Below are 26,244 nucleotides of genomic sequence, written 5' to 3' on the forward strand. Positions count from 1 at the left end.
TATATTACTGAATCAGAATACCTAATAGGATAGGACCGTTATCACCGGTATCGATGGCCGGACACGACCTGGATCGGAGTCTGGGACTGTATCCGACGATGATGATCAGCATGGGCGCGATGATCGGCAGCGGGATCTTCGTCCTGCCGGCGCTCGGGTACAAGAAGGCTGGACCGGCGGTGATACTGGCGTACGTCCTCGCCGCGATCGTCGTCCTCCCGGCGGCGTTGTCGAAGGCCGAGATGGCGACGGCGATGCCGGAGTCCGGTGGGACGTACCTCTACATCGACCGTGCGCTGGGCCCGTTGTTCGGCACCATCGCCGGGATCGGTGCGTGGTTCTCGCTGGTGTTCAAGAGCTCGTTCGCCCTCGTCGGTCTCGGCGCGTACCTTCTGCTCTTCGCGCCGATCTCACAGGCTGCGGTAACGTACGTCGGGCTCGGACTCGGCCTGTTCGTTATCGTGCTTAACGTCTCCGGAACGAAACTGAGCGGTCGCGTCCAGGCCCTCGTCGTTAGCCTGGTCCTCGTGGGGCTGACCGCGTACACGACCAACGCCGGGTTGCTGATCGACACGAGTCGGTTCACTCCCTTCACGACGCACGGGACGAGCGGGATCGTCACCGCGTCCGCGTTCGTCTTCGTCTCCTATGCCGGCGTCACGAAGATCGCCAGCGTTGCGGAAGAGGTCAAGAACCCTGCTCGGAACCTTCCGCGGGCCATGCTCGGCTCGATGGGGATCATGACCGTCCTGTACGTGGCCGTAGTCGGTGCGGTGATCAGCTTGAGCGACCCGGAGACGCTGGAAACCGGCGGTCCCGGCGGTACGGCGTCGTTGACCCCGATGGCCGACGGCGCGGGGGCGCTCTTCGGGGGGTTCGGCGTCGTCGTCATCTCCGTCATCGCGGTCGTCGCACTGACGAGCATGGCGAACGCCGGCGTGTTGTCGTCCTCGCGGTTCCCGCTCGCGATGAGCCGCGACGACCTCCTGCCGCCACGGCTTCGGCGGATCGACGACCGGTTCAAGACGCCGCGCAATTCGGTGCTTCTCACCGGCGCCGTGTTAGTGCTCCTCATCGCGTTCGTACCGGTGGTCGAACTGGCAAAACTGGCGAGCGCGTTCCAGATCCTCGTGTTCTCGATCATCAACCTGGCGCTGGTCGCGTTCCGCGAGGCCGACGTGCCCTCGTATCAACCCGAGTTCACCTCCCCCGGGTACCCGTACGTCCAGGTCTTCGGGTTCCTGGCCGGGATCGGGCTCCTGACACAGATGGGGACGGTGCCGATCCTCGGCGCGGTCGGGATCATCGCGGGCAGCACCCTGATCTACTTCGCCTACGGGCGCTCCCGGACCGACAGGACCGGCGCGCTCGGGACGATCGTCCACGAGTATCGTGGCGAGAAGGACGATGGACTCGCCTCGACGGAGCCCGAATGACCGGACGGTCGACCGCTGTCGGTCGTCTCGACCGGACGATCCCTGAGACACAACCGATAAGCGCCGTCCTCGTGGAGGTCCAGGTATGACGTACCGGCTAGACGAGATCGATCGGCGCATCATCCACGCGCTGATGGAGGACGCACGGAACACCTCCGCGCCGATGATCGCCGAGGGATTGAACGTCTCCGCGGGAACGGTCCGGAACCGGATCGAACAGCTGGAGGAGGCCGGCGTGATCCAGGGGTACACCGCGACCATCGACTTCGAGCGGGCGGGCGGGCGACTGACGTCGCTGTACATGTGTACGGTCCCTGCCGCCGAGCGCGAACGACTGGCGTTGGCGGCTCAGTCGATCCCGGGCGTGATCAACGTCCGCGTACTGATGGCCGGGCGGCGCGACCTCCAGGTCGTCGCCGTCGGTAACGACACCAGGGACCTCCGGGAGATCGCACGCGCGCTCTCGGAGCTCGACATCCGGATCGAAGACGAGGAGCTCGTTCAGACGGAGATACGGAGCCCGTACGCCTCGTTCGGCCCCGAGGACGTTTCCGGGTCGACGACAGCGACCGGACTCGTGACCCTCGGCGACGGCACCGAGGTCTTCGAGGTGGCCGTCACCGAAGGGGCACCGATCGTCGGGCTGAGCCTCGAGACAGCTCGAGAGGAGGACCTCCTGCCGGAACAGGTGATCCTGATCTCGATCGAACGGGACGGCGCGATCGTTCAACCCGAGGACGGGACCGTCATCGAGGCCGACGACGTCGTCACCCTGATCCCGCAGGGGGTCCCCAAGGACGAAGCGCTGAGCACGTTCTCGGACTCCGTTCCCTCCTAGCGCGTGCGGGTCCGGACAGGGTCGCGGGTCCGTCCCCGGGTTCAGTCCCGGCTTCGATCACACCGTTACGCCGATCGCTCGTCTCGACTCGCCGAGTCGTCTCCGTAGTCTCGCCGGACCACGATCACCGGGTCGCCCGTTCGGTCGGCGATCCGATCCGGTAGCGTCCCGAATATCCGGTCGCCCAGGCGCGATTCCGCCTGGTACATGACGACGGCGTCGTACTCCTCCGCGACCCGGAGGATCTCCTCGTCGTGTTCGTCGCCCTCGACGACGCGGGTGTCGATCAGGTCCGTATCGAACCCGGACTCGATCATTCCCGCGCGCGTCTCGGCGACGACCGATTCGGCGTGCTCAATCGCCTCACCTCCCTCGGCCACGTGGAACAGCGTGACTTCCCGAGTCGCGTCCTCACAGAGTACGTTGACGAACGCGGGGAGTCGGGAGAGATCGGGGACCGCCGGCACCGGGACGAGGATCCGGTCTATCCCCTCCGTCGGCGCCGGGGTGAGCTCCGCCGCGCAGTCCTCCTCGATCATGACCCGATCGATCGCGGCTGCCCGGTCCTTCCCGAACACCAGGCGGGTGCGAACGGACTGGCTCACCGCACGGAACGGCTCCGCGACCTCCTCGAGCGCTGTCTCCGCCTCCGCTTCGAACTGTTCGCGAGCCGCCTCGGACGGGGTCTGTTCGGGCACCGCGAAGTGACCCATGACCACGATGTCGAGCGACGCCAAGTCATCCACGAGGACGGGCGAGACCGGTTCCGGATCGGGGAGTTCGAACGGAACGAGAACGGTATCGGTCATACCGCAACTCGGAATTCTACGGAAAAATATCTGCCGTCGATTCCCGTCGGCGCGGGACGGCCCCTCCGAACTGCCGGCCCATCGACCCGGAGACATCGGCCACTACTCGCCGTCTCGACGACGCCGAGACTCGTGAGCGGACCTCGTCGGCAGGGTCGAAAACCCGCTTGAGGGTCGTCGAAACGGTGGGCGGTTGCGTATCCGACGGGGGGATGACGCTCGTCTGACTGACATTTATCCCCGTGGATCAGGTACATGCTATCTCGACACATGATCCTCGGTCCCCCCGTCCAGAACGTCCACTATCGAGGCGAATCGAGCGGTAGCGAGCGACACGCGCCTGGAACCCCCCTCGACCCGATCTCGGCGGCTCGAAGCGATCCGGGGGACCGGGAACGTGCCGTGGACCGACGGACCGGTCCGTCGGATCGGAGGGAACGCCTCCTCCCGGACCGCGACCCTAGCCGGTCCGGCAGCGGGGATCGCTCCCCGGACGGGAGGGACCGGTCCGACGTCGAGATCGAGCGGCTGGAGGCCGAGATCGAACGCAAGGACCGACACCTCCGGTACGTGATCGAGCGCTACGAACGGCTCCTCTCGGAAAAGGACCGAAAGCTCTCCGAGAAACGCTCGGAGACGACGGACGACGTCTGGTCGGCGGTCCGGTCGGCGGTCGCGAGCTTCTTCCGGGGCGATCGATAGCTTCCCTCCCGGGCGACCGACCTCGCTCACTCGTCGCCGCTTCGGCCCCGTTCGGCGAGCCGTCGTGCCGCCTCGCTCAGTTTCGACTCCGCCGGCCGACCCGTGTTCCCCTCGTCGTCTCCGTCGCGTCCGGTGACCCCGTCCCCCCGATCGCCCCCCGTGTATCGGCGGTCCGACCCGGTCGACGCGTCGTCCCGCCCGCCGACCTCCTCGGGGGTCGCGTCCGGCGGATACGACCGCTCGCCGGGCGGGACGAACGCGGTTTCGACCGCGCGGACGACCTCCCGCACCGACTCCTCGTCGAGGCGGTCGGCGTATGCCTCGCGGATCAGGTCGGGGACCGCGTACGCGTAGCGGCCGCGACCGGCGTGACGGATCAGCCCGGCCTTCCGGATCGGGCGGTGCCGGCTGTAGGCGTGACCCGCGTCGCCGTCGCCGCCGGCGTCGATGTGGGCGGCCACGGGATCGGAGACGCCCTCGCGTCGGTAGTGCTGTAACATCCCGCGCGACAGCTCCAGGAGCGACTCGATCCGCCCGCGTAGCTCGTCGATGACCGCCTCCCGGGTGCCGAGTTCGATGGCGTCGTCGAACCGGAGCGCGCCCTCGGCCACGTCCGCGCGCGTCACGGGGTCCACGTTGGCCGACCGCTCGGGTTCGGCGTCGTCGGTTCCGGGCCCGGTTTCGGCTTCGCCCGTGGGTACAGCCCCGTCGGCGTCGGCGCGGTCGTTCCTCCCGTCGGCGCCAGCGCGGTCGTCCGAGTCGTCACTGCGGTCGTGCGGATCGGTGTCGACTGCTCCGTCCTCGTCCCGGCTTTCGTCCTCGTCCCGGCTTTCGTCCTCGTCCCGGCTTCCGTTTTCCCTCCTGTCCCCGTCCCTGTAGGCTTCCAGACCCGACTGCGCCCGCCGCTTCTCGGAGGCGACCGAGCGGCCGGAACCGCCGCGATAGGGTGCCTCCGCCTTGCCCAAGAGCGCCTGGGCGAACTGGTCGGCCATGTCGCTCAGGTCCTGGGCCTCCTCCAGTTCGCGCTCGAGCTGGCGGACCCGCTGGTCCTTCTTCTCGAGCTCCTGGCGGAGGTCGGCGAGCTCGGATTCGTGGCGTGCCTTCTCGTCGGAGATGGACTGGAGCTCCCCGACGAGGTCGCTCGAGACCGACTTGAGCTCCGGCCGCTCGAAGTCGTCGAGCCCGGGGGTCGCGCCGGCGTCGAACGTCCGCTTGCGGTGGAACTGGATCCGGCGGATGGACTCGTCCCAGTCGGTCATCAGGAACGCCTCGCCGTCGCCCAGGTCCTCCACGGCGCTCGCGTACTTCGAGCCCAGGATCCGGCCGACCACCTTCGTGTCGTTGTCCCAGGTGAGCCGGTGCCAGCAGAGCCAGTCGCACTGGGTGATGAAGTCTTTTTTCACGTCGGCCGGACGCTGGCTGATCCCCACGATGCCGAGGCCGTGTTTCCGGCCGCGTTTACCCACCTTGATCAGCATCTTTCCCGTCTCGTCCATCCCGCCGCCCTCCGGGATGTACTCGTGACACTCCTCGACGACGAGCAGGAAGGGCTTCTTCAGGCGCTTCTCCTTGGCGAACAGCTGTTTGACGACCTCCAAGAGCAGCTCGTTGGCCACGTCCTCCTCGAGGTATCCGGAGACGTCGAGGATGATCGGCACGTTCTGTTCCAACGCGAGGTTCGCGAGCTTCTCGGCGTGTTCGGGGGAGACGACGATGTCGCACTCGTCGTCGGCGCCGGCGTGGAGGATCTCGTATTCCTCCTTTAATCCGTAATATTCCCCGTCTACGTCGACGATGAGGAGTCCAAACGCCGAATTGAGGAGTTTCTCGGCAACTACGGAGGCGGTGTTGCTCTTTCCGGATCCGGATTTGCCAGTTATGAATCCTCGACCGGTGAGAAGTTCCACCACCGGGAGCGATACGTCCTCGTTCTGCTTTTGATCGACGCCGACGGATATCTCTTGTTTTTTGTCAGTCATTTTGTTTCGTATTCGGCGGTTCGACGGTGTTGTGGCACGAACGACAGAGTGTCATCAGATTGTCGAGTGTGTTTGCGCTCTCTGGTGATTGAAACGTTCGGATCGGTCGCTGATGGTGGACATCCAGTCCGATGTCGGTCTGATCTCGGTGTTCCGACTGAGTGATTCCACATCTCTGACACTCGTAGTCGTCTCGACGAAGGGCCTTCCGACGTTGACACATCCAGTTATCGCCGTAGTACTCGTCTACACCTCCCTTCCAGCGGTGATGTAACTCTCCGGGTTGTGACCCGACCGAACGCGTTTCGATTTCATGGTGACCCAACCAGCCGTGAACGGTCGAGGGGGCACACTCAAGCCGCTCCGCTATCTCGTACGTGCTCATTCCGTCCGTGAGATACATCGATCTGAGCTTCGATTCGGTCTGTAACTCTGCGGGTGTTTCCGGATTGTACGTGCGTGTTTCGATATCATGGCGATGTATCCACTTCTCGATCGTCTGTCGACTACAGTCGAGTTCTGTTGCTACCTCCGCCATCGTTAGTCCCGATTCGACGTACAACCGGCGAAGCGTCTCTTCGTCGTGCCACGGCTGGTCCGTTCGGATGCGACTCGTGTCGATTCCGAATCGGCGTAACCATACGTGAACGATCCCCTGACTACAATCCAGTTCGTCCGCGATATCGCTCTGGCTCATCCCCTTTTGACGAAGGGACCGAAGACGATCCTCGCTTTTCCACGGTTGTGATTTCTCGATGCCGTGTTTTTTTAGCCAATTCTCGATCGTTTTTCGACTACAACCGAGTGTTTCGCCGATTTTTGTCGTCGTGAGGTCGTCCTCTATGTACAGTGATCGGAGTCGATCGGCGTCCCGCCAAGGGTTCTTTCCGGTCACTGTCGACGCCCCGATCGTCCGAAGAGTTTCGTGCCGTACATGGCAAGTACTTTCCATGCTATCCTACATAATATTTCACGAGCAGATCGACTCCGGTTCCGCCGTCGCGTCGCCGCCGATCCCCTCGCTGACGTCCGCGACGTGGATCGTCTCCTGCTCGGTCATACCCGTGACAGGTAGCGCCCGCGTGATAAACTATCGCCTCGGGTCGTCGTGATCGGGACGTCTCGACCGCGGGCGGGACGAAGCCGCAACGACTTACATCCCGCCGGTCGATCCCGGATCCATGCCCACGGTCCAGGACCTCATCGACCGGCTCGAGACGGAAGCGGCGGCGGACGCCGACCCGGAGACGACCCCCGACGTGGGGATAATCATGGGGTCGGACTCCGATCTCCCGACGATGGAGGGCGCCTACGACGCCCTCTCGGAGCTGGGGTTCGCCGAGCAGACCGACTTCGCCGAGCAGCCGACAGCGCGGTTCACCTTCGAGAGCTACGTCGTCTCCGCACACCGGACCCCCGAACTCATGTACGCCTACGGCGAGACCGCGGCGGACCGCGGACTGGACGTGATCGTCGCCGGCGCGGGCGGGAAGTCGGCTGACCTCCCGAACATGACCGCCTCCATCGCGTACCCGATCCCCGTGATCGGCGTCCCGGTCCAGGAGAAGTCCGTGGACTCCGTGATCGGGATGCCGACCGGCGCGCCGATCGTCGCCGTCGACGCCGGCAAGTCGTTCAACGCCGGGCTGTCGGCCGGCCAGGTGCTCGCACGCGAACACGACGAGATCGAAGAACGGCTGGTGGCGTACCACGAGGACCTCAAAGACGGCGTCGCCGACGTCTCGGCCGACCTCCACGACCTGGGGATCGACGGGTTCCGCGAGAGACACGGGGAGTGACGACCGAATCCGGCCGGGTTCCCCGGGATCCGACGAGGTTTATGACTGAACCGTTAACCACGCTCGAATCACAGTGATATCCCGGGTTCGGCGGATCGCGGCGGGCGTCGACGGGCTCCGTGACGACCCACGGACGCCGGTCCTGGTCGCCGTCGCGGGCGGGTGGTTCCTCTCGCTCGGCGTTCGGCTCGTCTATCCGGCGGTGATCCCGCACCTCCGTACCGCCTACGGGATATCGCTTTCGACGGCCGGCCTCCTCCTCACCGTGTTGTGGCTGGCGTACGCGGTCGGTCAGCTCCCGGGCGGAGTCCTCTCGGACCGGTTCGGCGAGCGGGCGGTGCTCGTGGCGAGCACGCTCGTCTCCGGGGCCGTCCTCGGGTTGGTCGTCGTCGCCGGGGTCGTCGAGCTGTTGTTCGCCGCGACGGCGCTGTTCGGGCTGAGCACGGCGCTGTACGGCGTCTCCCGGTTCACCATCCTGTCGGCGGTCTACCCCGACAACGACGGGACCGCGATCGGGGTCACGATGGCGGCCGGCGACCTCGGGAACACCCTCCTGCCGCCGTTCGCCGGCTTCCTCGCGGTCACGTTTGCCTGGCAGTTCGGGTTCGCGTTCGCGATCCCGGGATTCCTGCTCGCGGCGGTCGGCCTGTTCGCCACGCTCCCGAAGCCGAACGGCGGCGCCGGCGAGGGCGACGCGGACCCGCCCTCTGCCGACCCGTCTGCGCCCTCCGCCGACACCGCGTCGACGGCCGGGGGCGGGTCCCTCCAGCGTGCGGTCGGGACGGCCCGGACCGTCGCGGACGCCCTCCGGACCCGGCCCGTGATCGTCGTGACGACGATCCAGACGCTCGCCTACTGTGCCTGGCAGGCGTTCACCGGCTTCTACCCCACCTACCTGATCGACGTGAAGGGGCTCGCGCCGACGACGGCGACGCTGCTTTTCGGCGGCTTCTTCGCCATGGGCGTCGCGGTCAAGCCCGTGACCGGCCGCGCGTACGACCTGTACGGGGCGCGACGGACGCTTCCCCTCGTGTTGGCGGTCGCGACCGTCTCGCTCGCCGTCCTCCCCTCCGTGGGGTCGCTCCCCGGGCTGAGCGTTCTGACGCTCGGGCTCAGCGCCCTGCTCGGCTACTCGACGGCGACGCTCTCGTATCTCACGTCGGCCCTCCCGTCGACCGTCCGCGGGTCCGGGCTCGGCGTGCTCCGGACCGGGTACATGGGCATCGGCGCGGGGAGCCCCGTCGTCGCCGGTGCCCTCGCCGACGCTGGCTTCTTCGACGAGGTGTTCCTCCTGTCGTCGGCGCTCGCCCTCGCCGCTGCCGGCTGTTGTCTGTTCTTGCCCCGAGGCGCGCCACGGCCGTAGCTCGCGCCGTACTCGCGGGGGAGACCCGATGGCGGCCGTCGCCCGGGGACCGGTCGGAGGTCGGCGCCCGGAAACCGGCCTTCGGAACGCCCGCGCGCACGAGTCTCAACGCTTATGAGGGGGCGGTTCAAATCCCAGCACGTTACGGAGACCTATATGAGTGATTGGATAGCGATCGGCGCCTTGGCGGCCGTCGGCCTCCTCATCCCCGTCGGGATGATGACGGTTTCGGCGTTGCTTCGGCCGAGCGTGCCTGAGACCGGTAAAAGAACTACATACGAGTCCGGCGAGACGCCGACGGGCGGAACGCGGATCCGGTTCAACATTCAGTACTACATGGTCGCGCTGTTGTTCGTCGTCTTCGACATCGAGACCGTGTTGCTGTTCCCGTGGGCCGTCATCTACCGCCCGGCGATCGAGGCGGGCGTCCCCATGAGCGACCTGCTGTGGCCGATGTTGGCCTTCGTCGGGATCCTCGCGATCGGGCTCGGCTGGGCGTGGCGGACCGGCGCCGTCGAGTGGGCCCGGAGTTCCCGTGCGGCCAGCAGAAAGACGGAGCGTGACCTCAACACATGAGCAGCGATCAACCGTTCATCACCGACGAATCGCGCGTGGTAACCGAGACCCGCGACAGCCGCATGGAGGGACAGGGTGACCGGTTCAACTCCCGCCTCCGGGAGGCGTTCGGCTCCTCCCCGTTCATCCTCACCAAGTTCGACAAGTTCCTGAACTGGTGTCGCGGCTCCTCGATGTTCATGCTACAGTTCGGCATCGCCTGCTGTAGTATCGAGATGATGCACACGTACGCGGTGAAACACGACCTCGACCGCTTCGGTAGCGGGGTCCCCCGCGCGTCGCCGCGGCAGGCGGACGTGATGATCGTCCCCGGGACGATCGTCTCGAAGTTCGCCCCGCGGATGAAGCGCGTCTACGACCAGATGCCCGAGCCGAAGTTCGTCGTCGGGATGGGATCGTGTACCATCTCCGGCGGCCCGTTCCAGGAGGGCTACAACGTGATCAAGGGCGCGGAGGAGGTCATCCCGATCGACATCCACGTCCCAGGTTGCCCGCCGCGTCCGGAGGCGCTCGTCTACGGGGTCGTCAAGCTCCAGGAGCGCGTCGCGAACGGCGAGGCCGCCCCCGTGACGGTGAAGCCGTACGAACTGGAGGAGTTCTCCGACCTCGAGCGGGACGAACTCGTCGAGAAGCTAACCGACCAGATCGACGAGGACGAACTCGTCATGCGGTACAACTTCGCCGATTCACCATGAGCCTCGAAGCACCAGACACCCCAGAGACGGACGACGTCCCCGAGCGCACCCCCGACGAGCTGGAGGCGCTACTCGGCGACCTCGTCGTCGACCGCGACGACCACCTGAACGCACCTGGGTTCGTGATCCGACCCGACACGGTCCAGGAGACCCTCTCGAGGCTGAAATCGGCGGCGGGCTACGACCACCTGTCGCTCGTCACGGCCCAGGAGTACGAGAACCGGTACGAGTCGATCTACCACCTGAAGAAGTTCGACGACCCGACCCAGGAGGTCAGCGTCGTCGTCCCCGCGGACAAGGACCGTCCGGTCTCGGAGTCGGGCGAGGCGGTGTTCCGCACGGCCGACTGGCACGAGCGGGAGGCGTACGACCTGATCGGGATCGAGTACGACGACCACCCCGACCTCCGACGGATCCTCCTCCCCGAGACGTGGCAGGGTCACCCGCTGTCGATGGACTACGACAGGGACCGCCCGCAGATCGCCACGCTCCCGGCGCACGCGAACCCGCTCGAGGAGCACCATCTCGACGCCGAGTCGGACACGATGTTCCTCAACATCGGGCCGCACCACCCGGCGACCCACGGCGTGCTCCACCTGAAGACGATCCTCGACGGCGAGCAGGTGATCGACGTGGAGCCGGACATCGGCTACCTCCACCGCTGTGAGGAGCAGATGGCCCAGTCGGGCACCTACCGCCACCAGATCATGCCGTACCCCGACCGCTGGGACTGGGGCGGTGGGGGCCTGCTCAACGAGTGGGCGTACGCGCGGGCAGCCGAGGACCTCGCCGACATCGAGGTCCCCGAGTACGCGCAGGTTATCCGGACGATGGGCGCGGAGATGTGCCGGATCGCAGCGCACATGCTCGCGCTCGCGACGTTCGCGCTCGACGTGAACGGCGACTTCACCGCGACGTTCATGTACGCGATCAACGACCGCGAGCGCGTTCAGAACCTCCTCGAGGACCTGACGGGCCAGCGGCTGATGTTCAACTACTTCCGGCTCGGCGGCGTCGTCTGGGACCTCCCCGAGCCCCGCGAGGAGTTCTTCTCGAAGACCCGGGACTTCCTCGACCAGCTCCCCGGCTCCGTCGAGGAGTACCACGACCTCGTGACGGCAAACGAGATATTCCAGATGCGAACGATCGACACGGGGATCCTGCCGCCGGAGGTGGCGAAGGAGTACGGCGCGACCGGACCGGTGGTCCGTGGGTCGGGCGTCGACTACGACCTGCGTCGCGACGACCCGTACGGCTACTACGACGAGCTGGACTGGGACGTCGTCACCGAGGACGGCTGTGACAACTACTCTCGGTTGCTGGTCCGGATGCGCGAGGTCGAGGAGTCCGCGAAGATCATCGAGCAGTGCGTCGACCTGCTCGAAGATTGGCCCGAAGACGAGCGAACCATCCAGGCGAACGTCCCGCGGACGCTGCGGCCGGACGACGACACCGAGATCTACCGCGCCGTCGAGGCGGCCAAGGGCGAACTCGGCATCTACATCCGCGCGGACGGCACCGACAAACCCGCCCGCTTCAAGATCCGCTCGCCCTGCTTCTCGAACCTCCAGACGCTACCCGAGATGGCCAACGGCGAGTACATCCCCGACGTGATCGCCGCGTTGGGTAGCCTCGACATCGTGCTCGGGGAGGTGGACCGCTGATGGGAACGGTACAGCTCTTCCCCCAGTTCGTCTCGGAGACGCTCGGGCTGTCGGGCGTCCTCGGCGACGTGGTCGGTTCGCTCGTCGCCGCCGCGGTCGTCGGCAACATCGTGCTCGCGTTCACCGGCGTCGCCGGCCCGTGGGCGAAACGCAAGATCACGGCCGCGTTCACCGACCGGATCGCCGTCAACCGTGTCGGGCCGTTCGGGCTACTCATCATTCCCGCGTCGGCGGTCCAACTGCTCGCGAAGGAGCTGATCGTCCCGGAGGGCGTCGATCGGCCGACGTGGGACCTCGCGCCGATCGTCCTGCCCGCGTCGGCGTTGCTCGGGTTCGCCGTGATCCCGATGGGTCGGCTCGGCCCGGTGAACCTCCAGATCGCCGACCCCGAGGTCGGGTTGGCGTTGGTGTTCGCGTTCGCGTCCATCGCGTCCGTTTCGCTCGTGATGGCGGGCTACGCGTCGAACAACAAGTACTCGATGTTGGGGGGACTCCGCGCGGTGGCACAGAACCTCGCGTACGAGATCCCGCTCATCGTGACCGCGATGTCCGTCGTGATATTCGCGGGGACGCTCCAGACCAGCGGCATCGCCGCCGCGCAGGCTGACGTCCTCTTCAGCGTCGGCGGCTTCGACGTGCCGACGTGGTACGCCTTCGTGAACCCGTTCGCGTTCGTCCTGTTCCTCACGGCGAACATGGCGGAGATCGGTCGAAACCCGTTCGACATCCCGGAGGCGCCGACGGAGATCGTCGCGGGGTACCAGACCGAGTACTCCTCCGCGTACTTCGTGTTGTTCTACCTGGGTGAGTTCGTTCACATCTTCCTCGGCGGGGCGATCCTCGCCCTGACGTTCCTCGGCGGGGCGGCCGGCCCCGGACCGGAGAGCATCGGCTTCCTCTGGTTCGTGGTGAAGATCTGGGGCTTCTTCCTGTTCACGCAGTGGGCGCGCTCGGCGCTGCCGCGCGTCCGTATCGACCAGCTGATCGAGATCGGCTGGAAGGGAATGCTGGTGTTATCGTTCGCGAACCTGGTGCTCACGGCCGTAATCGTGGGGGTGATCGCCTGATATGATCGGACTCATGAAATCGATGGCAACGACGATGAAACACGCACTGGACGGGTCGACCTTCACGGTGGAGTATCCGGAGGACGCCCCCGACGTGAGCCCGCGGTTCCGCGGGGTTCACAAGTTCAGCCAGGAGCGGTGTATCTGGTGTCGGCAGTGTGAGAACGTCTGTCCCAACGACACGATCCAGATCGTTCAGGACGACCAGCGCAACGGCGAGCAGTACAACCTCCACATCGGGCAGTGTATCTACTGCCGGCTGTGTGAGGAGGTCTGTCCCGTCGACGCCATCCTGTTGACCCAGAACTTCGAGTTCACCGCGGACTCGAAAGACGAGTTCGTCTACAACAAAGAACAGCTCAAGAACGTCCCGTGGTACAAGGGTATCGACCCGCTGGAGTCCCGGAACCCCGATCGCGGCGCGTGGATCGGGGAGGGGGACGGCGAGATCGACTACCAGTAACGGGCGTATCTCGAAATCTTCAAAGGGACGCTGATTGGAGGGTTACACAATGGTTTACGACACCATCGCGTTCGCGCTGTTCGCCGCGGTCACGCTGGCGTTCAGCCTGGGGGTCGTCATGGCGCGCGACGTGTTTCACGCCGCGTTGCTTCTGGGCGGTGCCCTGACGAGCGTCGCGGTGCACTACGTGATGTTACAGGCGGAGTTCATCGCCGCCATGCAGATCCTCGTCTACGTGGGCGGGGTTCTGATACTCGTCACGTTCGCCGTGATGCTCACGCGATCGGATAGAACGGACGACGTGGAGGTGAGTAGCGGATGACCGACGACTCCGGCGGAACCCGGATCCTGCCCGCGATCGCGGCCGGCGCGCTGTTCGCGGTGATGGCCGTGACGTTCCTGTCGGCGAGCTTCGGGGAGGTGGCCGGCTTCCCGGAGGGCGAGTCGATCGTCCACAACGTGGGCTATGCCCTGTTCAACCTGGGCGAGGTGGCGTCGATCCCCTCCGAGGGCTTCCTCGCCGCCTTCCTGATCGTCGCGGTCGCGCTCGACGTCGCCGTCGACGGGGCGATCTACCTCGCACGGCGCGAGGACGGCGGCTCCGTGAGCGCGGCGATCGGCGAGGCGCTCACCGACGGCGGACGCGACGGGGGTGAGCGGTGATGGCCGCGGTGGCAGCGTCTATCCCGCCGCAGTGGTACCTCCTCTTGGCGGCCGGGGTCTTCAGTATCGGGCTGTTCGGGATCCTCACCCGGAGCGACGCGCTGTACTTCCTCATGAGCGTCGAGCTCATGATGAACGCGGCGAACATCAACTTCGTCGCGTTCTCGCTGTACTACGGCGACCTCACCGGCCAGGTGTTCGCACTGTTCGTGATCGCCCTGGCGGCCGCGGAGGTCGCGATCGGGATCGGGATCATCCTGGTGTTGTACCGCAACTTCGGAAACATCGACGTGACCGTTCCGACGGAGATGAGGTGGTAAGATGGTGGACGCATTCGCCTACGTTCCGGCCGTCGTGTTGTTACCGTTCTTCTCGTTCCTGGTCGCGCTCGGGGCGGGGAAGTACCTCCCGAAGGGCGGCGCGTTCGGCGGGATCGCTGCGACCGCGGGCTCGTTCCTGCTGTCGCTGTGGATCGCAGCGACCGTCGCCGGTGGCCGCGCGTACAACGAGACGCTGTACACGTGGGCCGGCGGCGACCAGTTCGAGCTGACGTTCGGCGCGCTCGTCGACCCGCTCTCGGCGCTCATGCTCGTCATCGTGACGCTCGTCGCGCTCTTGGTCCACGTCTTCTCGCTCGGCTACATGAACGACGAGGGCGAGACGGGACTGCCGCGCTACTACGCCGGGCTCGGGCTCTTTACGGCCTCGATGCTCGGGTTCGTCGTCGCCGACAACCTGCTCATGGCGTTCATGTTCTTCGAGCTGGTCGGGCTCTGTTCGTACCTGCTCATCGGGTTCCACTTCCGCGAGCCCGGGCCGCCGTCGGCGGCGAAGAAGGCGTTCCTCGTCACCCGCTTCGGCGACTACTTCTTCCTCGTCGGCGTCGTCGCCGTGTTCGCGACGTTCGGGACCGCGGCGTTCGCGGGCGAGGGGTCGTTCCCCGCGCTCGCCGAGGCGGCGCTGGCCGCGGACGGCGGGGCCGGCGTCTGGACGCCCGGCGGGCTCGACGTCGGGACCTGGTTCACGGTCGTCGGGCTGCTCGTGCTCGGCGGCGTGGTCGGCAAGTCCGCGCAGTTCCCGCTTCACACCTGGCTACCCGACGCGATGGAGGGTCCGACGCCCGTCTCCGCGCTCATTCACGCGGCGACGATGGTCGCGGCCGGCGTCTACCTCGTCGCGCGGATGTACGGCTTCTACGCGCTGACGCCGACGACGCTCGCGGTCATCGCCTTCATCGGCGGCTTCACCGCGCTGTTCGCGGCGACGATGGGCGTGGTGAAGGACGAACTGAAGCAGGTGCTCGCGTACTCGACCATCTCACAGTACGGCTACATGATGCTCGCGCTCGGCGCGGGCGGGTACGTGGCCGCGGTCTTCCACCTGACGACCCACGCGTTCTTCAAGGCGCTTCTGTTCCTCGGCGCCGGCTCGGTCATCATCGCGATGCACCACAACGAGGACATGTGGGACATGGGCGGGCTCAGATCGCGGATGCCCGTCACCTACTACACGTTCCTCGCCGGGTCGCTCGCGCTCGCGGGGATCTTCCCGTTCGCCGGCTTCTGGTCGAAGGACGAGGTCCTCTACGAGGCGCTCGTCCACGGCCTGAACGAGCCGTTGCTCCTCGGCGGCTACGTCATGGGGCTGCTCGCGGTGCCGGTCACCGCCTTCTACACCTTCCGGATGGTGTTCTTGACCTTCCACGGCGAGCCGCGGACCGACCTGGCCGAAGACCCCGAACCGGTCCGGTGGAACGTGAAGGGACCGTTGACGGTGCTCGGGACGCTCGCGGTCGTGACCGGCTTCATCAACATGGTTCCGGTCCAGAAGGTCCTCGGCCTCGAGGGCATCGACTACCTCCATCGCTGGCTCGACAACGAGTGGGGCGGCATCGCGGGGCTCTCCTCGCACCACTACGCCGACATCGGGCCGTACAGTAGCGGCTCCCTGGTCGGCGGCGAGGTCGGAACGGTGCTCGTCGGCGCGGCGGTCTCGCTCGGGCTGGCGCTCGCCGGCCTCGGTCTCGCGTGGCGGCTCTACAACGTCGCGTCGCCGGCGGAACACACGGCGAAACTCGGCGGCATCAAGGACGTGTTGTACAACAACTACTACCTCGACGAACTCCAGGTCTGGATCGCGTATCGAACCGAAGACGTCGCGGGCGGCGCGGACGTCTTCGATCAAGGGATCATCGACGGTGTCGTCAACGGCGTCTCCTCGGTGAGCCTCGCCGGCGGGAGCCGCGTTCGGCGGATACAGACGGGGTTGGTCTCCCAGTACGCCGCGATGCTCACGCTGGGGCTGATCGCGTTGCTCGTCCTCGTCGGCGTCAACGGGGGGTGGTTCCTGTGATACTCGAGGCGCTCATCGGGTTCACGTTCCTCGCCGCGCTCGTCGTTCTCCTCGCGCCGAACGCGTGGGCGGGCCGGCTCGCGCTCGCGCTCAGCGCGGTCCCGTTCGTCGGTAGCCTCTACCTCTGGTCGCGGTTCGACGCGGTCGGCAACGCGCTCACGGGCGGGACGATCGCCTTCGAGTCGCGGTACGAGTGGGTCGAGGTCGGCGGCCGGACGGTGTCGTGGTTCGTCGGGCTCGACGGGATCAGCCTGCCGCTCGTCGTGCTCACCACGTTCCTCGTCCCGCTCGCGATACTCAGCGCGTGGACGCCCGTCGACACCCGTCAGAGCCAGTTCTACGGGCTGATGCTGTTCATGGAGGCGAACCTGCTCGGCGTGTTCACCGCGCTCGACTTCTTCCTCTGGTTCGTCTTCTGGGAGGCGGTCCTCGTCCCGATGTACTTCCTCATCGGGGTCTGGGGTGGTCCCCGGCGGAAGTACGCCGCGATCAAGTTCTTCGTGTACACGAACGCGGCGTCGCTCCTGATGTTCCTCGGGTTCATGTCGCTGACGTTCGCGCTCGGCGACTCGATCGGCTCGCTGGGGCTCCCCGAGATAACCCAGGCGATCGCCGACGGTGGGCTCGAGCCCTGGTTCGGGATCTCGCCCGGCCGGATCGCGATGGTCGCGTTCCTCGCGACCTTCGCCGGCTTCGCGGTGAAGGTGCCGATCGTTCCCTTCCACACGTGGTTGCCGGACGCCCACGTCGAGGCGCCGACGCCGGTGTCGGTGCTCCTGGCGGGCGTCCTCCTGAAGATGGGGACGTACGCACTGCTCCGGTTCAACTTCACGATGCTACCCGAGCAGGCGTCCGCGCTCGCGGTCCCGATCGCCGCGATCGCCGTGATCAGCGTCATCTACGGCGCGATGTTGGCGCTCGCACAGAAGGACCTCAAGCGCATCGTCGCGTACTCGTCCGTCTCGTCGATGGGATACGTCATCCTCGGGCTCGTCGTGTTCACCGAGTACGGCGTCGGCGGCGCGACGTTCCAGATGGTCGCTCACGGCCTCATCTCGGGGCTGATGTTCATGGCCGTCGGCGTCGTCTACAACGCGACACACACCCGGATGGTCGGCGACATGGCCGGCATGGCCGACCGGATGCCCGTCACAGTCGGCATCCTCGTCGCCGGCGCGTTCGGCTACATGGGGCTCCCCCTGATGGCCGGTTTTGCCGGGGAGTTCTTCATCTTCGTCGGCGCGTTCGGCGCGCCGGCGCTCCCGTACGCGCCCGTCTTCACGGCGCTCGCGATGTTCGGTATCGTCATCGTCGCCGGCTACCTGCTGTCGGCGATGCAGAAGACGCTGTTCGGGCCGTTCCGGCTCGAGACCGACTACGAGGTCGGTCGCGCCCCGTTCCACGACGTCGCGCCACTCGCGGTCCTGCTCGCGGCGATCGTCGTGCTCGGGGTCGCGCCGGACCTGTTCTTCGAGATGATCCGTGATGCCGCGCTGCCCGTGGTCGAGGGGGTGAGCGTCGATGTCTAACGCGCTTCCGGCGTGGTCCGCGCTGTCGCCCGCGCTGTTGCTCGGGCTCACCGGCCTCGCGTTGCTGTTGGTCGACACGATCCGTCCGAACGAGCGGTCGAACACGTCGATGGCCGTCGTGAGCGCGCTCGGCGCGCTCGCGTCGCTTTCGGTCACCGTCTGGTTCGTCGTCGCCGGGACGGGGCACGCCGACACCGGCGGGGCTATCACGTTGCTCGAGGGCGCGGTGAAGGTGGACACGCTGGCGCTGTTTTTCACCGCGATCTTCGCGTCGGTGACGGCGCTCGTCGTCGTGGCCGCCCACGACTACTTCCACGACCACCCGAGGCCGGCGGCGTTCTACTCGCTGACGCTGTTCGCTGCGACGGGGATGGCGCTTCTGGCGGTCGCCAACTCGCTCGCGGTCGTCTTCGTCGCCCTGGAGATGGTGTCCCTGCCGTCGTACGCGCTCGTGGCGTTCTTGAAGAAGAACCGCGGGAGCGTCGAGGCGGGGCTGAAGTACTTCCTCGTCGGCGCGCTCTCCTCGGCGGTGTTCCTGTTCGGGATCTCGTTGGTGTACGCGGCGACCGGCTCGCTGATCCTCGGCGACGTCGCGAGCGGGATCGAGTCGCTCGACGGGCTCGCCGGGATCGCCGGCATCGGGATCGTAATGATCGTCGGCGGCGTCGCGTTCAAGACGGCCTCCGTCCCGTTCCACTTCTGGGCGCCGGAGGCGTACGAGGGCGCGCCCGCCCCGGTGAGCGCGTTCCTCTCGTCGGCGTCGAAGGCGGCCGGGTTCGTCGTCGCCTTCCGCGTGTTCACCGAGGCGTTCCCGCTCGGGGCCTCGGTCACGGCCGGCATCGACTGGGCGCTCGCGTTCGCCGTCCTCGCGGCGGTGACGATGACGCTCGGCAACTTCGCAGCGGCCGTTCAAGAGGAAGTCAAGCGGATGTTGGCGTACTCCTCGATCGGCCACGCCGGCTACGCGCTGATCGGGCTGGCGGCGCTCTCGTCGGGGAGCCCCGGGAACGAGGCCGTGATGGGCGCCGCGATGGCGCACCTGCTCGTCTACGGCTTCATGAACACCGGCGCGTTCCTCTTCGTCGCGCTGGCCGAACGGTGGGGGGTCGGTCGGACGTTCGCGGACTACGGCGGGCTCGCACAGCGCGCGCCCGTGGCGTGTACGGCGATGGCCGTGTTCATGTTCTCGCTCGCCGGGCTCCCCCCGTTCGCCGGGTTCTTTTCGAAGTACTTCCTGTTCATGGGAGCGATCGAGAACGGCTTCCTCTGGCTCGCGGCGCTCGGCGCCGTCAACAGCGTGATCTCGCTGTACTACTACAGCCGGGTCGTGCGGGCGATGTTCCTCGACGACCCCGCGACCGCGAGCGCGCTGGACGCCATCGACGTGCGGCCGACCGCGCTGTACGCGGCGGTCGTCTTCGCGGCGGTCGCGACCGTCCTGCTCTTACCCGGCTTCGGGCCCGTCATCGAGGCGGCCGAGGCCGCGGCGGAGGGCGTCATCGCGGCGTCCGGCTCGTTCTGAGGACGTCGGGGGCGTTTCGACCCCGACGGCTTCCCTTCGGTCCGGCTCCGTTGGAACCCTCGTGTTCCTGGAATCTACTCTCCGCGACGTGCTAATCGATCGGTTGTTCGGCTATCGTTCCTAGTCGAAAGCCGTCTTCGTCCTCGACCGTATGCCGAACGACCACCTCAGTTGGTAGCTCGCTCACAGCTAGTTCGGCGCGGTAGTCGATCCGGCCGGCACACTCGGGAACGTCCGTAGCTGCGCGCGGGTCGGACGGGCCGAAATCGATGCGGGCTTCTATCGCCGTCTCGTCGAGGTCTTGGTACTCACCGCCGTTCGTTGCGTCGATATACAACGCGTCCCGGATTCGCGGAACCGCGATCCGCCCGGTTATCAAGAGCGTGTCGTCGCCTTCCGACTCAACGGTAGCGGTTCCTTCCTGAGAGTCGCTACAGGTGCGGTCTCGAGCCGTGATCTCGGTTGCTTCAATATCGGGGATCGGCGGCGAGGAGGAAGACGACGAGGCGAACGAGCAACCAGCCAACCCGCTCAGACTGGAGGCGCCGGCCAACGAGAGGAGGGTTCTTCTTCGCACACGGTCGAAGTATAGGATAATTGTAATAAGCGTTTTGTTGCCTAATACAGTCGCTGTACTGACCGATCGGACAGTGTTGACGGTGCGGGCGGTTCGGTGAGATCGATAGCGCTCCGACTGCGAGACATTCGGATGAGTTCGTCGAGGAGCGTTCGATACGCCGTGTCCGTCCGACCGTTGAGACGCGGGAGAACGATGTGCTGTATCCGTAACTCACCACGGGTCTCAACGGAGCCTTCGGTTCGACTTCTCGTCGAATCCGGCGACTGCGATCCTCGGCGACCGCGACCCGAACGTTCTCTCCGGCAACCGCAGGTATTAGCGCGTTCGACGCCTTCGTTCACGTATGAGTCGAACCCGTCGGTACCGCTGTCTGACCTGTCTCGATCACGTCGTGACGCGGGAGTTCGACACCTCCCACCTCTCGGTGACCTGCCCGAACTGCGGTTCCTTCGAGCGGTTCCTCAACGAACGCGTGTTCGAGCGGTTCCGGGCGTTCGAGGAGTCGCCGCCGGCGGAGTTGGCGTGGGACCGGCTGGACCGCACGGAGAAGCTCGTCGTGTGCGAGCGGCTCGTCCGCTCGACGAAGACGATCGACGACTTCGAGATCGTCGAAGAAGGGTCGGCGTGATCGGGACTCCCGCCAACGTCCCAGCCGCTCGGCGAGTCGGCGTTGCCGGCGCGGTGAACGCTTCCAATGCCCACGCGCCCCTACCGCACAGTCCCGAACCTCACGCCTCCCCGGCCTCGGCCTCGGTGACCCGCCGGGGGTCCACGACGTGTTCGATGTCCACCGTCTTGGGTCCCAAGCCAGCGACCGAGAGCGTCATAGAAGCGTTCACACACCCGAACGGGATTCGCTCGATACGCATGCGTCGAGAACGATGCTGTTCGACGACGAACTATTTGGTTGTACCACCATCCACGGCGTCGAGATCGGGTTCGTCGAACGCGAGTGCGTCCGCGACAGCGGCCGGAAGCTCCGGACGGGGCGCCGATTCGTGGCGTTCGATTTTCTCGGTCTTCCGCGTGTTTTCGTAGAGGGCGCGTGCGACCGGGAGGCCACGGAGATACTTGTAGTCGTGGAGGACCTCGACGCCCCGCTCCGTGAACCCGTAGAATTGAGAGGGGAGATCACGCTTTCCCTCACTTGGTTCGTACGTGTAGCGCGCCAGGAACCCGGCGTCGATCAGCGTCTCCAACTGGTCTTTGATGGCCGCCTGACTCTTTCCCGTCATATACTCGAGTTCGGCGAGCGACATCAGATGGGCGGGGTGGCCCAGCAACTCCTGGATGATGAGATGGCGCGTATCCTGGGACAGCAACTTGAACAGCCGTTGCTGTTCCGCGAACGGCCCCGCATCGGCCGCGCCAGTGCCGGTTTCGCTCATACGTGCTGGTACGAGATAGAGCGCTATAACGGTTAGGGTTAACCAAGTTGGTTAAATTAGAAAAAACCAAAATTATTCAGAAGCCATAAGCTGTTGTGGTTTGGATCGGTAGCTAATGACCGATCCGAGCCCTCCGCCGGACGCTGGGGAGATCATGACCGTTGTTCACGAGGCCGTCGGGGGAATCGAACTTGAGCCTGTAGAAAAACGAGAAATCTGGCGGTTCACCCGGCGTGAATTACCGTATCTCTGGAGTCAGCGGACATCGTATTTCGTCCTCGGGAGCTATCGCGACCCCTATATCCGCCGGCTTCGCGCCGTCCAGAACGAACTCACGAAGCAGCTCGGTGCCTATCCGTTCATTATGGGTGATCTCCTCGAACTCCCGACAGACCGGCTCAATACGTCCGATATCATGTTTTCGCTACTCGCGACATACAGCGACTACATCGTCGGCGTCTTCGAGAAGGAGAGTGGTGGTGAAGCACCGGAGCTGGGCGAGATCGATGACCCGCCGTATTTCGACAAGTCGTACGTGTTCCCGCGTGATTACGCGTGGGTGACTGACGCGAACCTCGACTCGACACAGCACGTCATTCAGGCCGCTCTCGAGATAGCGTTCGCAGACGATTTGGCGGAGGATGCGGTCCAAGCAAAGGTCGAGTCGCTCGTTGATCGCGCCCAAGAAAGCGGTCTCGACGTCGACGAACGGGAGGTTTGGGATGTGATCGACGACCGGACAGACGAGGACAAAGAGCCGGCAACGTACAGTTGGGTCCATCTCAACAAGTTCCGTAAGTTCGAACTCCACGAACGGTGCTTCCCGTGGACGACGGAGGACGAACTTCGAACTGTGATTGACGAACTCCCGTCGCCGACACCACGTCCGGAGTGGGAAGAGAGTGGAGACCGGTGAACTATCTATGTATCTATCTATGCGGAGCGGATCCCGGCGTTTACAGTAGTTTCCGAATCGACTTGTACCGGACATCGATCTCTGCGGAAGCTGGTAGGATCGCTGACGGTCGGTATGTACACGCATTCTGGTGGATAACTCACCCGTATATCCGGAAATGGAGATTCCGCCTGAGAGTTCTCTCCCACCCGCAAACGACCACGGCTCACCGCGCGTACAGTGGCCCCCCGACGAGCACAGCGAGCGAGACCCCGTCGTCGGGGCTGACGGCGACGTACGGGTGTGAGACCGGGCCGAACACGTCGACGACGCGGCCGACCCGGGAGAGGGACTCGTCGACGACGCCGGCACCGATCTCCGGCGGCTCCTCGCCCGGATCGGCGCGGGCGATGGCGAGCCCTTGCGCCGTCCTGACGACGGTGCCGACGCGGCGCATCGTCACTCGCGTAAGATCCCGATGTAGGCGGCGATCGCCTGCACGAGGTCGTTCTTGGCGGTGTCGTCGGTACTGCGCACCACCACCGCGCCGCGGGGTTCGTACTCTCTGGAGTACGTCTTCTCCCGTTCGATCACCGCGTCGTAGCCGACCTGCTGGACCGCCTTCGCGATCTCGTCGACGGTCGGGTCCTCGACGGCGAGGTCCGTCGGGACGCGGCGACCCTCCGACCGCGAGCGGTCGGCGTCGAAGTACGCGGGATACACGACGTTCTCGACCATACCGGTGAGGCGGGCCCGCGGGGTAAGGTCGTTTCGGACCACGGCCGTCGATCCCCCTAGACGTGTTCTTCCAGGAACTCGACTATCGCGCGGTACGCCTCGATCCGGTTCTCCAGCTTCGAGAAGCCGTGACCCTCGTCGTCGAAGATCAGCTTCCGGACCGGGACGTCCCGCTCGCGGGCCGCCTCGACGATCCGCTCGGCCTCGCTCACGGGCACCCGCGGGTCGTTCGCGCCGTGGAGGACGAAGAGCGGCGACTCGATCGCCTCGACGTTGTTGATCGGCGAGATGGACTCGAGGAACTCGCGGTCCTCGGCGAGCGAGCCGTACTCGGCCTCGCGTAGCTCGCGCCGCCAGTCGCCGGTGTTCTCGAGGAAGGTGACGAAGTTGGCGATGCCGACGACGTCGACGCCGGCGGCCCACAGCTCCGGGTACTCCGTCAGCGCCGCGAGCACCATGAACCCGCCGTAGGAGCCTCCCATCGCGACGATACGGCCGGGGTCGACCTCCGGGTGGTCGTGGAGCCACTCGACGCCCGCCCGCAGGTCCGCGACCGAGTCCATCCGCCTTTCGACGTCGTCGAGCGCGGCGTACGCCTTCCCGTACCCCGAGGAGCCGCGGACGTTCGGCTCGAAGACGGCGTAGCCGCCGTTCAACAGGTACTGTTTGACCGCGCCGAAGGAGGGCCGGCGCTGTGACTCCGGCCCGCCGTGGATGTCGACGACGACCGGGTAGCCCGACTCGGGCGCGTCCGTCTCCGGCACCGAGAAGAACGCGGGGATGTCCCGGCCGTCGAAGGTGGGGTAGTGGACGAGTTCGGGCTCGACGAACGTGTTCCGGGGGATCCCGGCCGTGGAGGCGTTCGTCCAGCGTTCGGTCTCGCCGGTGGTCGTCTCGACGACGTGGACGTTCGCGTTGTCGGTACTCCCCGTGGCGGTGATCGCGAACCGGTCGCCGTCGGGGCCGAAGCTCACGCCGCCGGCGACGCCCCTCGGCAGGTCGGGCGCGGGGAACTCGTCGATCCGATCGGGCGCGACCAGTTCGCCGACGGTGATCTCGGTGTAGCCGTCGACGTTCCGCGAGTAGACGATTCGCCTCGATTCCTCGTGGATCGCGACCCCGTCCACGTTCCAGCCGTCCTCGACGGGTTCGTCGTCCGCTGTCGGCTCCTCGTCGTCGAGTTTGCCACCGTCGCCGTCGAGTTTGCCGCCCTCCTCGTCGACCTCGTTCCCGTCGACGACGACGTCGAACCCACCGGTCTCGAGGTCGAGCCGCTCGAGCCGCAGCGTGTCGGTCTCGCGGTCCGTGACGAGATAGATCGCCTCGCCGTCGGGGCCCCACTCGGGGCTCCCGTACCGGACGTCCCCCTCGTGGGGCGTGTGGTGTGTCAACTCGCCCGACCCGACGTCGAGGGTGTACAGGTCGTGATCGTACGAGGAGTGCGCCTCGTGGACGATCAGTCGGTCGTCGTCTGGCGACCAGCCGGCCACGGAGAGCCAGCCGTCGCCCTCGTGGACGAGTTCCGTGTCGGCGCCGACGCCGTCACGGTCCTGGACGTAGATATCGAAGACCGACTGATCGCGGCGGTTCGACGCGAACGCGAAGCGCTCGCCGTCTCCCGCCCAGCCGCCCCAGCGGTGTTTCGCGGTGGGGTGTGCCGTGAGGTCCGTGATCGCCCCCGACTCGAAGTCGAGCCGGTACAGCTGTGCGCGCTCGTTTCCGCCCTCGTCCATGCCGAAGACGGCCTCCGAGCGCTCAGGTGAGGTGTCGACGAAGGTGACGCGCTCCTCGAAGAACGTGTGCTGTTCGGGCCACGAGAGCGGGGCGTCCACCGACCACACCTGCGAGGTGCCGGTGGTGTCGAGCAGCAACGAGAGCCGGCCGTCGGGACCTAGGTCCGCGCCTCCCGCCCCTCGAACGTTGAGGTAGCGTTCGACGTCGTATCGGTACATACGTCCCGTTCCGTCGCCGGGGAGAAACCGTTTCGGGTGGAACCGCGCCTTTCGGCCGGTCACGACGCTCGGTCCCGACGGATCGCGGGTCTTTTTGTTCGGCCCCGTCGTCCGGTCGCCGTATGCGCGTCGCGTTCGTCTCGGTTTTCACCCCCGAACACGGCGACACGCCGGCGCGTTCCCGGACGCACCGGGTCGCCGTGGGGCTCGCAGACCGCGGCCACGACGTGACGTGGCTGTGTGCCCGCTGGTGGGGTGGCGACGCCGACGTCTTCGAGGCCGACGGCGTCACGTACCGCTCCCTCGTCGTCGACCCGTCGCCGACGGCGTTCACAGCGCGAGTGCCGGCGGCGGTCCGTCGGATCGGCCCGGACGTCGTCCACGCGGTCAACAGTCCGCCGACGCCCGCGGTGGCGGCGACGCTCGCCGGACGGCTCGGCGGTCCACCCGTCCTCGTCGACTGGTGGCGCGACCACCCGGCGGACTCACAGCGGGCCTACCGCCTCCTCGCGCGCGACGCCGACGCGGTCTCGACGCCTTCGCGCACGACGAAGACGCGGGTCCGCGAACACGGTGCGGACGGCTCGGCGGTTCGAGTGCTCCCCGGGAGCGTCGATCTCGACCTCGTCGTCGAGGCGGAGCCGGACGACCGTTTCGACGCGGTCTACTCCCGACGGCTCGACCGGCACGCCAACGTCGAGACGTTCCTGTTGGCGCTGGCAGAGCGTCGCGGACGCGACTGGGACGCGGCCGTGGTCGGCGACGGCCCCGAGCGTGCTCGGGCCGAATCGACGGCCGAGGACCTCCGGATCGACGACCGGGTCACGTTCCTCGGGGACCTCCCGCTCGACGAGCGGGTCTCGGTGTTCAAAGGGACCCACGTCTTCGCACAGACCGCGAGCTGGGAGACGTTCGCGACGGAGCTGTTGTGGGCGTTGGCGTGCGGCTGTGTCGGGCTCGTCGAGTACCAGGCCGACTCGAGCGCCCACGAACTCGTCGAGGGTCGCGACCGTGGACGGCTCGTCACGAGCCCCGCGGAGCTGGCCGACGCGATCACCGCCGTCGGCGGCCTCGAGCGGCGAACGAGCGATCCTGCCTTCGAGACGTACGGCCGTGAGGCGACCCTCGACCGATACGTCGACGTCTATCGTGAACTCGGCGCGACCTGAGGGCTCGCAACTCGCGGAACGGGGGCGGTGAACGTGGTCCGGCGAAACGAGAAGGGAGCGTCCGG

General features: G+C 66.3%; 28 protein-coding genes and 1 pseudogene. 19 read left to right on the plus strand and 10 right to left on the minus strand.

The annotated features are described in order from the left end of the window. Positions 1 to 53: 53 nt before the first annotated feature. Together DQW50_RS02955 and DQW50_RS02960 are read left to right on the plus strand one after the other, a co-directional pair. A complete protein-coding gene (locus tag DQW50_RS02955) occupies positions 54 to 1,436 on the plus strand; it encodes an APC family permease (protein ID WP_112077821.1) in 1,383 nt (460 codons plus the stop codon). 85 nt (positions 1,437 to 1,521) lie between these two features. Beyond that, a complete protein-coding gene (locus tag DQW50_RS02960; protein WP_112077822.1) occupies positions 1,522 to 2,274 on the plus strand; it encodes a winged helix-turn-helix transcriptional regulator in 753 nt (250 codons plus the stop codon). Positions 2,275 to 2,339: 65 nt separating this feature from the next. On the opposite strand, the gene DQW50_RS02965 is transcribed toward DQW50_RS02960, so the two are convergent. Continuing rightward, positions 2,340 to 3,083, minus strand: a complete 744-nt coding sequence (locus DQW50_RS02965; RefSeq protein WP_112077823.1) for a universal stress protein — start codon at positions 3,081 to 3,083, stop codon at positions 2,340 to 2,342. A 255-nt stretch (positions 3,084 to 3,338) separates the two neighbouring features. On the opposite strand from DQW50_RS02965, the gene DQW50_RS02970 reads away from it, so the two are divergent. Beyond that, positions 3,339 to 3,785: a hypothetical protein gene (locus DQW50_RS02970; RefSeq protein WP_127341306.1), complete on the plus strand. Its 447-nt coding sequence runs from the start codon at positions 3,339 to 3,341 to the stop codon at positions 3,783 to 3,785. 26 nt (positions 3,786 to 3,811) lie between these two features. Here DQW50_RS02970 and DQW50_RS02975 read toward each other — a convergent pair whose 3' ends face one another. Next, complete coding sequence (locus DQW50_RS02975; RefSeq protein WP_241964316.1) at positions 3,812 to 5,764, minus strand: helicase HerA domain-containing protein; 1,953 nt, start codon at positions 5,762 to 5,764, stop codon at positions 3,812 to 3,814. After that, the gene (locus DQW50_RS18815; RefSeq protein WP_112077825.1) at positions 5,757 to 6,716 is read right to left on the minus strand and encodes a helix-turn-helix domain-containing protein; all 960 of its coding nucleotides are present in this window, start codon (positions 6,714 to 6,716) and stop codon (positions 5,757 to 5,759) included. The genes DQW50_RS02975 and DQW50_RS18815 overlap by 8 nt, the downstream gene beginning before the upstream one ends. Before the next feature lie 229 nt (positions 6,717 to 6,945). On the opposite strand from DQW50_RS18815, the gene purE reads away from it, so the two are divergent. The 13 genes from purE (at position 6,946) to DQW50_RS03045 (ending at position 19,457) form a co-directional block, all read left to right on the plus strand. Continuing rightward, the gene (gene purE / locus DQW50_RS02985) at positions 6,946 to 7,563 is read left to right on the plus strand and encodes a 5-(carboxyamino)imidazole ribonucleotide mutase (RefSeq protein ID WP_112077826.1); all 618 of its coding nucleotides are present in this window, start codon (positions 6,946 to 6,948) and stop codon (positions 7,561 to 7,563) included. 76 nt (positions 7,564 to 7,639) lie between these two features. Beyond that, positions 7,640 to 8,926 (plus strand): nitrate/nitrite transporter, encoded by a 1,287-nt coding sequence (locus DQW50_RS02990; RefSeq protein WP_394338565.1) that lies wholly within the window; start codon positions 7,640 to 7,642, stop codon positions 8,924 to 8,926. A gap of 156 nt (positions 8,927 to 9,082) precedes the next feature. Further along, a complete protein-coding gene (locus tag DQW50_RS02995) occupies positions 9,083 to 9,502 on the plus strand; it encodes an NADH-quinone oxidoreductase subunit A (RefSeq protein WP_112077828.1) in 420 nt (139 codons plus the stop codon). Next, on the plus strand, positions 9,499 to 10,197 hold the full coding sequence (locus tag DQW50_RS03000; RefSeq protein WP_112077829.1) for an NADH-quinone oxidoreductase subunit B: 699 nt from the start codon (positions 9,499 to 9,501) through the stop codon (positions 10,195 to 10,197). Before DQW50_RS02995 ends, DQW50_RS03000 begins: the two co-directional genes overlap by 4 nt. After that, positions 10,194 to 11,861: an NADH-quinone oxidoreductase subunit D gene (locus DQW50_RS03005; protein ID WP_112077830.1), complete on the plus strand. Its 1,668-nt coding sequence runs from the start codon at positions 10,194 to 10,196 to the stop codon at positions 11,859 to 11,861. Before DQW50_RS03000 ends, DQW50_RS03005 begins: the two co-directional genes overlap by 4 nt. Next, positions 11,861 to 12,928 (plus strand): complex I subunit 1 family protein, encoded by a 1,068-nt coding sequence (locus DQW50_RS03010; RefSeq protein ID WP_112077831.1) that lies wholly within the window; start codon positions 11,861 to 11,863, stop codon positions 12,926 to 12,928. Before DQW50_RS03005 ends, DQW50_RS03010 begins: the two co-directional genes overlap by 1 nt. 1 nt (position 12,929) lies before the next feature. Beyond that, the gene (locus DQW50_RS03015) at positions 12,930 to 13,391 is read left to right on the plus strand and encodes an NADH-quinone oxidoreductase subunit I (RefSeq protein ID WP_112077832.1); all 462 of its coding nucleotides are present in this window, start codon (positions 12,930 to 12,932) and stop codon (positions 13,389 to 13,391) included. Between the two features lie 49 nt (positions 13,392 to 13,440). Further along, positions 13,441 to 13,713, plus strand: coding sequence for an NADH-quinone oxidoreductase subunit J (locus DQW50_RS03020; protein ID WP_112077833.1), 273 nt, complete (start codon positions 13,441 to 13,443; stop codon positions 13,711 to 13,713). Then, positions 13,710 to 14,054 carry a hypothetical protein gene (locus tag DQW50_RS03025; RefSeq protein ID WP_112077834.1) on the plus strand — a complete coding sequence of 115 codons (345 nt, stop codon included), beginning with the start codon at positions 13,710 to 13,712 and terminating at the stop codon, positions 14,052 to 14,054. Before DQW50_RS03020 ends, DQW50_RS03025 begins: the two co-directional genes overlap by 4 nt. Beyond that, positions 14,054 to 14,374, plus strand: a complete 321-nt coding sequence (nuoK, locus tag DQW50_RS03030) for an NADH-quinone oxidoreductase subunit NuoK (protein WP_112077835.1) — start codon at positions 14,054 to 14,056, stop codon at positions 14,372 to 14,374. Before DQW50_RS03025 ends, nuoK begins: the two co-directional genes overlap by 1 nt. A gap of 1 nt (position 14,375) precedes the next feature. Further along, positions 14,376 to 16,406, plus strand: a complete 2,031-nt coding sequence (gene nuoL / locus DQW50_RS03035; protein ID WP_112077836.1) for an NADH-quinone oxidoreductase subunit L — start codon at positions 14,376 to 14,378, stop codon at positions 16,404 to 16,406. Beyond that, positions 16,403 to 17,935 carry a NuoM family protein gene (locus DQW50_RS03040; protein ID WP_198664587.1) on the plus strand — a complete coding sequence of 511 codons (1,533 nt, stop codon included), beginning with the start codon at positions 16,403 to 16,405 and terminating at the stop codon, positions 17,933 to 17,935. Before nuoL ends, DQW50_RS03040 begins: the two co-directional genes overlap by 4 nt. After that, complete coding sequence (locus tag DQW50_RS03045; protein ID WP_112077837.1) at positions 17,928 to 19,457, plus strand: NADH-quinone oxidoreductase subunit N; 1,530 nt, start codon at positions 17,928 to 17,930, stop codon at positions 19,455 to 19,457. The genes DQW50_RS03040 and DQW50_RS03045 overlap by 8 nt, the downstream gene beginning before the upstream one ends. A 91-nt stretch (positions 19,458 to 19,548) precedes the next feature. Here the strand turns inward: DQW50_RS03045 and DQW50_RS03050 are convergent, their stop codons facing one another. Next, positions 19,549 to 20,034, minus strand: coding sequence for a hypothetical protein (locus DQW50_RS03050; RefSeq protein ID WP_112077838.1), 486 nt, complete (start codon positions 20,032 to 20,034; stop codon positions 19,549 to 19,551). Positions 20,035 to 20,105: 71 nt separating this feature from the next. Further along, positions 20,106 to 20,237: pseudogene (locus DQW50_RS18820) on the minus strand (IS5/IS1182 family transposase); the annotation flags it as partial. A gap of 143 nt (positions 20,238 to 20,380) precedes the next feature. On the opposite strand from DQW50_RS18820, the gene DQW50_RS03055 reads away from it, so the two are divergent. Further along, positions 20,381 to 20,665, plus strand: coding sequence for a hypothetical protein (locus DQW50_RS03055; protein ID WP_112077839.1), 285 nt, complete (start codon positions 20,381 to 20,383; stop codon positions 20,663 to 20,665). Between the two features lie 100 nt (positions 20,666 to 20,765). Here DQW50_RS03055 and DQW50_RS17795 read toward each other — a convergent pair whose 3' ends face one another. Together DQW50_RS17795 and DQW50_RS03060 are read right to left on the minus strand one after the other, a co-directional pair. Next, complete coding sequence (locus tag DQW50_RS17795; RefSeq protein ID WP_157964839.1) at positions 20,766 to 20,906, minus strand: hypothetical protein; 141 nt, start codon at positions 20,904 to 20,906, stop codon at positions 20,766 to 20,768. A gap of 30 nt (positions 20,907 to 20,936) precedes the next feature. After that, complete coding sequence (locus DQW50_RS03060; protein WP_112077840.1) at positions 20,937 to 21,425, minus strand: ArsR family transcriptional regulator; 489 nt, start codon at positions 21,423 to 21,425, stop codon at positions 20,937 to 20,939. Between the two features lie 115 nt (positions 21,426 to 21,540). Here DQW50_RS03060 and DQW50_RS03065 point away from each other — a divergent pair, with 115 nt between their 5' ends. Then, positions 21,541 to 22,341 (plus strand): hypothetical protein, encoded by an 801-nt coding sequence (locus tag DQW50_RS03065; protein ID WP_112077841.1) that lies wholly within the window; start codon positions 21,541 to 21,543, stop codon positions 22,339 to 22,341. Positions 22,342 to 22,546: 205 nt separating this feature from the next. On the opposite strand, the gene DQW50_RS03070 is transcribed toward DQW50_RS03065, so the two are convergent. Genes DQW50_RS03070 through DQW50_RS03080 form a run of 3 tightly spaced genes read right to left on the minus strand, consistent with a single transcriptional unit; the run spans position 22,547 to position 25,010 of the window. Beyond that, on the minus strand, positions 22,547 to 22,777 hold the full coding sequence (locus DQW50_RS03070) for an H/ACA ribonucleoprotein complex subunit GAR1 (RefSeq protein WP_112077842.1): 231 nt from the start codon (positions 22,775 to 22,777) through the stop codon (positions 22,547 to 22,549). A 2-nt stretch (positions 22,778 to 22,779) separates the two neighbouring features. Further along, positions 22,780 to 23,058 (minus strand): signal recognition particle subunit SRP19, encoded by a 279-nt coding sequence (srp19, locus tag DQW50_RS03075; RefSeq protein WP_112077843.1) that lies wholly within the window; start codon positions 23,056 to 23,058, stop codon positions 22,780 to 22,782. A 56-nt stretch (positions 23,059 to 23,114) separates the two neighbouring features. Beyond that, positions 23,115 to 25,010: a S9 family peptidase gene (locus tag DQW50_RS03080; protein ID WP_112077844.1), complete on the minus strand. Its 1,896-nt coding sequence runs from the start codon at positions 25,008 to 25,010 to the stop codon at positions 23,115 to 23,117. A gap of 122 nt (positions 25,011 to 25,132) precedes the next feature. Between DQW50_RS03080 and DQW50_RS03085 the strand changes: the two genes are divergently transcribed. After that, complete coding sequence (locus DQW50_RS03085; RefSeq protein ID WP_112077845.1) at positions 25,133 to 26,179, plus strand: glycosyltransferase; 1,047 nt, start codon at positions 25,133 to 25,135, stop codon at positions 26,177 to 26,179. Positions 26,180 to 26,244: the final 65 nt, after the last annotated feature.

The sequence above is a fragment of the Halorubrum sp. 48-1-W genome (genome assembly GCF_003287355.1).
Lineage (GTDB): Archaea > Halobacteriota > Halobacteria > Halobacteriales > Haloferacaceae > Halorubrum.

Coding starts and splice junctions, on each gene's coding strand:
- DQW50_RS02955 (WP_112077821.1), top strand. CDS start 54: ATGGCCGGACACGACCTGGATCGGAGTCTGGGACTGTATCCGACGATG.
- DQW50_RS02960 (WP_112077822.1), top strand. CDS start 1,522: ATGACGTACCGGCTAGACGAGATCGATCGGCGCATCATCCACGCGCTG.
- DQW50_RS02965 (WP_112077823.1), bottom strand. CDS start 3,083: ATGACCGATACCGTTCTCGTTCCGTTCGAACTCCCCGATCCGGAACCG.
- DQW50_RS02970 (WP_127341306.1), top strand. CDS start 3,339: ATGCTATCTCGACACATGATCCTCGGTCCCCCCGTCCAGAACGTCCAC.
- DQW50_RS02975 (WP_241964316.1), bottom strand. CDS start 5,764: ATGACTGACAAAAAACAAGAGATATCCGTCGGCGTCGATCAAAAGCAG.
- DQW50_RS18815 (WP_112077825.1), bottom strand. CDS start 6,716: ATGGAAAGTACTTGCCATGTACGGCACGAAACTCTTCGGACGATCGGG.
- purE (WP_112077826.1), top strand. CDS start 6,946: ATGCCCACGGTCCAGGACCTCATCGACCGGCTCGAGACGGAAGCGGCG.
- DQW50_RS02995 (WP_112077828.1), top strand. CDS start 9,083: ATGAGTGATTGGATAGCGATCGGCGCCTTGGCGGCCGTCGGCCTCCTC.
- DQW50_RS03000 (WP_112077829.1), top strand. CDS start 9,499: ATGAGCAGCGATCAACCGTTCATCACCGACGAATCGCGCGTGGTAACC.
- DQW50_RS03005 (WP_112077830.1), top strand. CDS start 10,194: ATGAGCCTCGAAGCACCAGACACCCCAGAGACGGACGACGTCCCCGAG.
- DQW50_RS03010 (WP_112077831.1), top strand. CDS start 11,861: ATGGGAACGGTACAGCTCTTCCCCCAGTTCGTCTCGGAGACGCTCGGG.
- DQW50_RS03015 (WP_112077832.1), top strand. CDS start 12,930: ATGATCGGACTCATGAAATCGATGGCAACGACGATGAAACACGCACTG.
- DQW50_RS03020 (WP_112077833.1), top strand. CDS start 13,441: ATGGTTTACGACACCATCGCGTTCGCGCTGTTCGCCGCGGTCACGCTG.
- DQW50_RS03025 (WP_112077834.1), top strand. CDS start 13,710: ATGACCGACGACTCCGGCGGAACCCGGATCCTGCCCGCGATCGCGGCC.
- nuoK (WP_112077835.1), top strand. CDS start 14,054: ATGGCCGCGGTGGCAGCGTCTATCCCGCCGCAGTGGTACCTCCTCTTG.
- nuoL (WP_112077836.1), top strand. CDS start 14,376: ATGGTGGACGCATTCGCCTACGTTCCGGCCGTCGTGTTGTTACCGTTC.
- DQW50_RS03045 (WP_112077837.1), top strand. CDS start 17,928: ATGTCTAACGCGCTTCCGGCGTGGTCCGCGCTGTCGCCCGCGCTGTTG.
- DQW50_RS03055 (WP_112077839.1), top strand. CDS start 20,381: ATGAGTCGAACCCGTCGGTACCGCTGTCTGACCTGTCTCGATCACGTC.
- DQW50_RS17795 (WP_157964839.1), bottom strand. CDS start 20,906: ATGCGTATCGAGCGAATCCCGTTCGGGTGTGTGAACGCTTCTATGACG.
- DQW50_RS03060 (WP_112077840.1), bottom strand. CDS start 21,425: ATGAGCGAAACCGGCACTGGCGCGGCCGATGCGGGGCCGTTCGCGGAA.
- DQW50_RS03065 (WP_112077841.1), top strand. CDS start 21,541: ATGACCGATCCGAGCCCTCCGCCGGACGCTGGGGAGATCATGACCGTT.
- DQW50_RS03070 (WP_112077842.1), bottom strand. CDS start 22,777: ATGCGCCGCGTCGGCACCGTCGTCAGGACGGCGCAAGGGCTCGCCATC.
- srp19 (WP_112077843.1), bottom strand. CDS start 23,058: ATGGTCGAGAACGTCGTGTATCCCGCGTACTTCGACGCCGACCGCTCG.
- DQW50_RS03080 (WP_112077844.1), bottom strand. CDS start 25,010: ATGTACCGATACGACGTCGAACGCTACCTCAACGTTCGAGGGGCGGGA.
- DQW50_RS03085 (WP_112077845.1), top strand. CDS start 25,133: ATGCGCGTCGCGTTCGTCTCGGTTTTCACCCCCGAACACGGCGACACG.